This window comes from Corynebacterium sp. ACRPE, from assembly GCF_022347435.1.
Classification (GTDB): domain Bacteria; phylum Actinomycetota; class Actinomycetes; order Mycobacteriales; family Mycobacteriaceae; genus Corynebacterium; species Corynebacterium tuberculostearicum_D.
In genome coordinates, this window is the sequence record NZ_JAKRNA010000041.1 from 1 (window position 1) to 8,000 (window position 8,000).

8 protein-coding genes are annotated in these 8,000 nt (G+C 56.9%); 6 read left to right on the forward strand and 2 right to left on the reverse strand.

Annotated elements, in window-relative coordinates; translation table 11 throughout:
- The first annotated feature begins 173 nt into the window (after positions 1-173).
- From MHY13_RS11815 to MHY13_RS11830, 4 genes are all read left to right on the forward strand, one after another.
- Positions 174-1,037, forward strand: a complete 864-nt coding sequence (locus tag MHY13_RS11815; protein ID WP_239283218.1) for an aldo/keto reductase — start codon at positions 174-176, stop codon at positions 1,035-1,037.
- Between the two features lie 290 nt (positions 1,038-1,327).
- Positions 1,328-1,675 carry a DUF485 domain-containing protein gene (locus MHY13_RS11820; RefSeq protein ID WP_005328356.1) on the forward strand — a complete coding sequence of 116 codons (348 nt, stop codon included), beginning with the start codon at positions 1,328-1,330 and terminating at the stop codon, positions 1,673-1,675.
- Positions 1,675-3,318: a cation acetate symporter gene (locus MHY13_RS11825; RefSeq protein ID WP_239283219.1), complete on the forward strand. Its 1,644-nt coding sequence runs from the start codon at positions 1,675-1,677 to the stop codon at positions 3,316-3,318. Before MHY13_RS11820 ends, MHY13_RS11825 begins: the two co-directional genes overlap by 1 nt.
- A gap of 39 nt (positions 3,319-3,357) precedes the next feature.
- Positions 3,358-4,380 carry a hypothetical protein gene (locus MHY13_RS11830; RefSeq protein WP_239283220.1) on the forward strand — a complete coding sequence of 341 codons (1,023 nt, stop codon included), beginning with the start codon at positions 3,358-3,360 and terminating at the stop codon, positions 4,378-4,380.
- A 2-nt stretch (positions 4,381-4,382) separates the two neighbouring features.
- On the opposite strand, the gene MHY13_RS11835 is transcribed toward MHY13_RS11830, so the two are convergent.
- Positions 4,383-5,375: a DUF1906 domain-containing protein gene (locus tag MHY13_RS11835; RefSeq protein WP_239283221.1), complete on the reverse strand. Its 993-nt coding sequence runs from the start codon at positions 5,373-5,375 to the stop codon at positions 4,383-4,385.
- 113 nt (positions 5,376-5,488) lie between these two features.
- Positions 5,489-5,917: an OsmC family protein gene (locus tag MHY13_RS11840; RefSeq protein ID WP_239283222.1), complete on the reverse strand. Its 429-nt coding sequence runs from the start codon at positions 5,915-5,917 to the stop codon at positions 5,489-5,491.
- Positions 5,918-5,994: 77 nt separating this feature from the next.
- Between MHY13_RS11840 and MHY13_RS11845 the strand changes: the two genes are divergently transcribed.
- Positions 5,995-6,624 (forward strand): DJ-1/PfpI family protein, encoded by a 630-nt coding sequence (locus tag MHY13_RS11845; protein ID WP_239283223.1) that lies wholly within the window; start codon positions 5,995-5,997, stop codon positions 6,622-6,624.
- Between the two features lie 252 nt (positions 6,625-6,876).
- On the forward strand, positions 6,877-7,323 hold the full coding sequence (locus MHY13_RS11850) for a DUF2871 domain-containing protein (RefSeq protein ID WP_239283224.1): 447 nt from the start codon (positions 6,877-6,879) through the stop codon (positions 7,321-7,323).
- Positions 7,324-8,000: the final 677 nt, after the last annotated feature.

Sequence of the window (8,000 nt, forward strand, 5' to 3'; positions counted from 1 at the left end):
GCTCGAAAAGGGCCACCAATTCTTCCCGCTGCCCCGCCGACAACGAACTACGCGTATGCATACAACTGCTCCCCACTAGTAGGTAACTGATTTCTCAGTCCAACTAATGGGGAGCAGTTCAGTTTGCCCTGGGGTTTCGTCGTTTTCGGCGCGGTCAGAAAAACTGCGGCACAATGGAGGGCATGACTGTGCCAACCGTAACTTTCAATGATGACCGCGAAATGCCCCAGCTGGGCTTGGGTACGTACAAGCTATATGACGAGGAATGCATCCGCGTCATCCGCGAGGCCATCGATTTGGGCTACCGCCACTTCGATACCGCTACGCTCTACAAGAACGAAGAGGCGGTAGGCACCGCCCTGAAGCAGGCAATGGATGCCGGCGACGTCACCCGCGATGAGCTCTTTATTACCTCCAAGGTGTGGCACTCCCACCAGGGGGAGCACAAGGTAGAAGAGGCATTCCAGCAGTCGCTGAAGGATCTGCAGCTGGACTACCTCGACCTGTATCTTATCCACTGGCCGTGGCCGCAGGGCGGCCTGTACAACGAGACCTTTGAGACTATCGCCCGCCTGCAGGGTATGGGTCAGATTGCGTCCATCGGTGTGGCCAATTTCTACGAAGACGTGCTCAAGGACCTGATTTCTACCACCGGTATTTCTCCGGTGCTCAACCAGGTGGAGATCCACCCGGGCTTTACCCAGTCCAGCCTGCGCGCCTTCCATCACGATAATGACATCGTCACCGAGGCGTGGGCCCCGCTGGCGCGCGGCGTTGTGCTCAATAACCCTGTGATTGAGCGGGCTGCGGCTGACCACGAGGCCACCGAGGGACAGGTAGTACTGTCGTACCTCATGTCCAAGGACATCTCCGTCATTCCGAAGTCCGCGCGCACCGAGCGCCTGAAGGAAAACTTGGCCGCCACCGAGCTGGAGCTCACGGCAGAGGAAGTATCCGCCATCGACGCCCTTGAGGGCCAGGAGGGCTTTGGCCGCATGTTCAATGACCCGCGCGAATTCCCAGGCAACGAAGAGTAACGTCAACCGCAGTTTAAGCCCCCTCACGGGGGCTTTTTCTTTTGCCAAGCGGTTGTTAACAATCTTTACAAGGGGTAAAAAATTCTTCCCGCGGGGGTAGTTTGCTAAAGATGTTATTCCAGTTCAGCGAAGCCTATGGGGTTAAAAGGGTGGGGGAGTGGAAGGTTTTCTTGGCAGAGTTTACAACCTTGCAGAAAATGTTCTGTAACTTACAGATCAACGTGGATAGTGAGCAGTGACACACTATCTCGTGTGACCTAAGTTCCTCTCACCCAAGGAGACGATGCTCTATGAGTGACGTAGCTGCAACTCCTGTCTCGCGCCGTGAACCCACCGGTAGCGAGTTCATCGCGATGCGCGACTCCGCCAAATTCGGCGAGCTGCGCCGCACCTACCGGAGTTTTACCTTCCCTATGACCGTGGCCTTCTTCGTGTGGTACGTGGTCTACGTTCTTGCCGCCGTGTTTGCCCCAGGCTTCATGGCAACCGAGCTCGGCGGCGGCTGGAACATCGGCCTAGTCTTCGGCCTTGCCCAGTTCCTCACCACCTTCATCATCACGTGGATTTACGTGAAGTACGCCAATAAGAATATCGAGCCGAAGTCGGCCGCCATCCGTGAAGAACTGGAGGGCATCTAATGACTACCACCACCCTTGCCGCCGAGTCTTCCGCCGGCAACCCCATACTGAATATTTCCATCTTCGCCATCTTCCTCATCGTCACCATGGCGGTGGTCCTGCAGGCCGGTAAAACCACCAAGGAAGCCTCGGACTTCTACACCGGTGGCGGCAGCTTTTCCGGACGCCAGAACGGCCTGGCGATCTCCGGTGACTACCTCTCCGCCGCATCCTTCCTAGGCATCGTCGGCGCGGTGGCGCTCAACGGCTACGACGGCTTCTTGTACTCGGTGGGCTTTTTCGTTGCCTGGCTGGTAGCACTCATGCTCGTCGCCGAGCCTATGCGTAACGTCGGCCGCTTCACCATGGCGGACGTCCTCTCCTTCCGCCTGAAGCAAAAGCCCGTGCGCGTGGCGGCGTCCATCGCCACCCTCTTCGTCACGCTCTTCTACCTCATCGCGCAGATGGCCGGCGCCGGCTCGCTGGTGGCCGTGCTGCTGGATATCCACGATTTCAAGTGGCAGGCCCTCGTCGTGGGCATTGTGGGCGTGCTCATGATTGTCTACGTCCTGGTCGGCGGCATGAAGGGCACCACCTACGTGCAGATGATTAAGGCCGTGCTTCTGGTCGCCGGCGTGGTCATCATGTGTTTCTTGGTCTTCATTGCCCTGCGCGGCGGCTTTAGCACCCTGTTTAATAATGCCATTGACATGCACGCCGCCTCTGAGCAGATTAAGGACAAGGGCTACGAGGCGAAGGACATCATGGCCCCTGGCCTGAAGTACGGCGCCACCACCGCCACCAAGCTGGACTTTATCTCCTTGGGCATTTCCCTGGTGCTCGGCGTGGGTGGCCTGCCGCACGTGCTGATGCGCTTCTACACCGTGCCCACCGCCACCGAGGCGCGCCGCTCTGTTACCTGGGCGATCGTCATCATCGGTGCCTTCTACCTCATGACCCTGGTCTTGGGCTACGGCGCAGCTGCGCTGGTGGGGCCGGACCGTATCCTGGCCGCGCCGGGCGGGGCCAATGCCGCGGCGCCGCTACTCGCATTGGAGATTGGCGGCTCCATCTTCATGGCGATTATTTCCGCCGTGGCCTTCGCTACCGTGCTCGCTGTGGTGGCCGGCCTGGCCATTACCGCCTCTGCGTCCATTGCGCACGATATCTACCACGCGGTTATCCGCAACGGCGAGTCCACCGAGGCCGAGCAGGTCCGCGTCTCCCAGGCCACCGTGGTGGTCCTCGGCATCGTTTCCATCATCTTGGGCATCCTGGCCATGACCCAGAACGTGGCCTTCCTGGTCTCCCTGGCGTTTGCGGTGGCGGCCTCCGCCAACCTGCCGACCATCCTGTACTCCCTGTACTGGCGCCGTTTCAACACCGCGGGCGCGGTGGCTTCCATGTATACCGGCGTGGTGTCCTGCCTGGTGCTTATCTTCTTCTCCCCGGCAGTCTCCGGTTCTGAGAGCTCCATGTTCCCAGGTGCGGACTGGGCCATCTTCCCGCTTTCCTCGCCGGGCTTGGTCTCCATTCCGCTGTCCTTCTTTGTCGGCTGGTTGGTCTCCATTATGACCAAGCCGGATAACTTTGAGGAGCTTTCCGCAGAGATGGAGGTTCGCTCGCTTACTGGCGTGGGCGTGGAGGTACCCGTGCAGCATTAATTGCTTGAAAAGTGCACAGACCCGGTAATGTGGTTGGACGTGCTTAGAACGTCCGTGACCCGCAAGGCGGCATCAGTTAAGGCTGGTGCCGCTTTGGCCGTATGCATGCTCGCCTTGACCACCACCGCGTGCAGCAATAGCGAGCGCGAAAGCGACGCGCTTGCCGACGCCCCTTTAAAAGCAACAGACACCAACCGCGACGTCCCACCGGAAACCAATGAGTTCCTCGAGGGCGATGAGGGGCATTCAATTACCTATATCCGCCTGCACGATGGCATGCACATGGGCTCTGCCTCGGAGCACGAAGCCCGCCCGGCGCTAAGCCTCATCAAGCTCTATATCGCCACCTACGTGATGGAAAAGGGCGAGTACGAGGATAAATACGAGGCGCTGGATATGATCGCTAGCTCCTCTGATAAGTCCGCCGAAGACCTCTTTGACAAGTACCCGGATTCCATCGACACGATTGCGGATGAATTCAATCTCGAATCCACCAAGGCCGGCGAGCAGTGGGGCTACTCGCAAACCTCCACGTATGACGTCGCCAGCTTCATCTCGCAGCTCATCGACCGCGATGAAACCCACCCAGTGCTTGTAGCCATGGCGCATGCCGATCCCATCTCTGAGGATGGCTACCGCCAGGATTACGGCACCGCCAAGCTTTCTAACGTGGTAGGCAGCAAGTGGGGCTGGTCCAATGACAAGTCCATCAACTCCTCGGTCTCCTTTGGCGAGAACTTCGTCGCGGCCGCCTCTATCACCGGCTCATCCGATGACCTCACCGACTACGTCAAGGACGAGGTGACGGGTAAGAATCTGGGCAAGGCCACCGAGCGCTTCCTCAAGTACAAAGACGGCGAGGACGTCCCACCGATCGAGACCTCCACCTCGGAGACTTCTACTACCGCCTCCACTAAGAAGGACAAGGACGAGAAATCCGACAAGGGCGAGAAGGATAAGTCCTCGTCCGAAGAGCCCACCAGCGAATCCACCACGTCCAAGAAGAAGTCCGCAGATAAAAAGAAGGGCTCGGAGAAAACCTCCGAGCCCTCTAAGAAGTAGTACTACCGCGCCTTAGAGACTGTCTCTGCGACGATCTTCGCTAGCTGGCGAATCTGATCGTTGCTCAATGTCTTGCCATTAAAGGTCACGCCATTGGCGGTGACCTGCGGCAGCTCCGGTAGCTCCGGGTGCGTGCTCTGCAGTTGCGAGCTCAGCTGATTGACCAGGTCCGACGAACCATTGCTCGGGGCCTTGGTCTGCGGCTGCGGCTTTGGCTGTGGCTTCTTGGTGGTCGGCTTCTTTGCCGGTGCAGGAGCCGCGGACTCGCCGGGCGTCCACTGGCCCCAGTCTTCGGCGTAGACCTCATTGACGTCAACGATGACGCCGCCAATGGTCTGCTGCTTGCCGTGCGGCAGCTGGTGGATAGTGGTGCGCGGGTGAATCTTGCCGTTGGAACCCCAGTCATGCATCCAGAAGTACTTGCCGATGCCATCCTGGATCGCCCACTCAATAGTGCTGTAGTTGCCGTAGATGCCCGTCTGGTAACCGGCCAGCTCTAGCGTCTTGGAAAACGCCTGCAGGTAGGGGCGGATTTGGCGGGTATACTGCTCCCGGGTGGGGTTATCGTCGATCGCGATGTAAATCGGACGGTTGGTGGGGCCGCCTGCCTTCTTGTGCAACGCAATCGCCTTCGGTGCGTGTATTGCTGCACCAGCTGCGCCCTGCTTCCAATCGGCGGTTTCCGCACGGCCGAATTGGTAGACCGACGCCGTGGGCAGGTCTGCTGCTGCATTGGCCTTAGTTTCTTTGAGGGTTACCGGCTTGCCGGTCATCCACGCAGCGCCGGGGCGCTTGTCGGAGACGTAGCGAATCGCGCCCATGTGGCCGGCATTCTTAATTGCCTGCGGGGAAGGTACGCCGGCGGAGAAATCAATGATGGTGCCGCGCACCGGTCCGAGCGCCGCTGCACTCGGTGCGGCAGCGCCGATAGCACCTGCGGTCAGGGCGAGAGCGCCAGCCTTAAACAGGCCGCGACGGGAGAAAGATGGTGACATGTTGAGCTCCTGCAGTAATCACATTTGTCACAGTAGTTAACAACTGCACCATAGCAAGAGGTCTAGAGCCCTAGCCGGAACGAAATCGCATGTCGCGCTTTTACTTTGGGAAACTATTTTGAGTCGTTGCTAAACAACACTCGTGTGGGATTCTCAACCGTGCGCGATACCGTGCAGTCCTTCTCATGGGAGATGCGAATCAGGTTGTCCACGAGCTTGCGTGCTTGGTTGCCCTCGGGTCTATCCGGGAACGATAGATCGAACCCCACGCGAACCTCGGATAGGCGCGATGCGCCATCCTCGTTTACGCGGTCACCTTCTATGCGCACGTCGAAGGATTCCGGCTCCGTGCGCCTAGATGTCACCACATCCACGTCTACGGCGGAACACCCCGCGACGGCAGCTAGCAAAAGCTCGACAGGGGAGAGGAGCCCCTCGCCACTGCCAAATTCAATGCTCGCTCCCGCGGAATTGGTAGCTCGGTATTGGGCGGTATCGAGCCGGGTGAGGTCTACGGCGTATTGCTTTATTACTTCAGACATGTGGCCAGTTTAAGGCGAGGAAGCAGGTCGTTCGGGTGTCTAACAGTTAATTGGAAATCCTGCGTACTGTGAGTTCCATGAAGATCATTGCTATTTACGCGACGGAAACCATGTCTGATTGGGAGTATGCCTACCTCACAACACAGGTAGCTGAAGCTGAGGCCCAAGTGCCGGATCGCTTCAAGGTTTTGTTTGTTGGCGAATCTCTAGAAGCCGTCCGCTCTAAAGGCGGAATCGAGGTGGTTCCAAGCCTGACCTTGCAGGACATCCAGAATCGGACTGATATTGCAGCGTTCGTGGTGCCAGGGGCAGATACATATTTTAACGGGCACGAACAGCTGTTGGAAACGATTAAGGTCCTAAATGAGAACAAAGTGCTATTGGCGGCAATCTGTGGTGGAACTGTGGCCTTCGCTCGCGCTGGGGTGCTTAACCACTGCAAACACACTTCCAACGCGCAGGGCTTCCTTGCCTCAGTGAACTACGCCAACACCCAGGGCTATAAAGAAGAGGATGTAGTTTTTGACGGGGGAGTGATTACGGCATCTGGATTGGCTCCGGTGTCATTCACCGCGGCGGTATTGCGCGGGGTGGACGTCTACCCAGATGATGTCGTGGACGCTTGGTTGCAATTGCATGAGCAAAGAACAGAAGCGGCCTTCGTTGAACATATGAACAAGGTTCAGGCGTGGGCCTCTTCAAACTAGCTGGAGTTAACGAAGACCACTTCAACGGTTCGGGTCTTTGCTGAAACAAAGGTGCCTGACATTCAGCGCTTTTATTTCCCAGGGCAAGACTATGAATATTAAGCTACCGGACCTCGTAATCAACCAACTGGTTGATTGCAGCTTCAACCAGCCCTGTGATTCAACACGGGGACGAATGTAGAAAGATGAGTCCTTAGAGTATTTGATTCATCGCTAATCCGGCTGCGGCAGCGGTTGGGAAGGACAATGACCATGAAAGCTTTGTATTGGGCATCAATTTTCTACCTCGTATTGGGATTGGGCGCTGGCGTGTTCTACCGAGAATTCACGCGTGCCAATGATTTCCCCGAGGGCGAGTTCACTCAGCTAAGCGTGGCGCACACCCACTTGCTAGCGCTCGGTTTCATGATGAGCCTTATCTTCTTGGTATTGGAGAAGGTCTTTGGCCTGTCACGCAATCGTGGTCAGTTCAATGCGTTCTTTTGGCTGTATAACGTCGGCGTGGTTGTCACCGTCGGCGTCATGATCTGGCACGGATGCTTGACCGTAATGGGGGAGGAGTCTTCTGCAATGATCTCTGGCATCGCTGGTCTTGGTCATATCTTCATTACAGTTGGCCTAATCGCATTCATTGCAGCACTTGGCAATGCCGTCAGCGAGGCTCAAGAGGTGAAGTCTCAAGCAGTAGCGGGTGGCTAACGAAGGGGAGGGCTGATTCTACTGGCACGGTAGGGTTTGCGAGATTTGAGTTCGCCTGAGCAGACGGGGCCCTAGGCTCTATCTGGCATTCTTACGTGAACTGCTTTTCACAGAGCGGTGCTGGTACTTGAAGCTGCAAATGAATTTCCTGCTTGGCTTGGCCGTGTTCTTTACCGCTGATTAAATGTGTATGGACTTCTGGCCATCGATAAAATGTGCTTGCTCATCTGCCAAAGTAGCAGACCTCATTCTCGTCCGTAGGTTTCAACAGTTCTACTGTTGATTTCTATTGAATAGGGTCCGGCTGTTCTTCGTGCATGCGGAACAATGATATGGGCAATGCATTTAGCCCGGTGTAGTTGTGAGTGGGGTTGGTGTTTCGGAATCGTCCATGACTGGTGCCAGCTCAATTGGTGGGCCGACGATTGCTGTTGAAGATTTTTCAGCGGAAAGCCTGCCTTGCGTTATCCCTCCAGTCTGTGCGAGGTCGGCACCCGTTATCTTCACTTCGTCTAGTAGATGGAATACCTCACCGCTTATGAGGTAAACCGAGTCTTCTGGGGTTGCCCGCAAATTGTGGACACGTAGTGGAGCTACCTAGTGGTTAGGCGGCTATTTCTTTTCTGCTGGTGGTTAGACCGATGCGGTTCTCGAAGTCGGCGGGGCTTATCATCCCG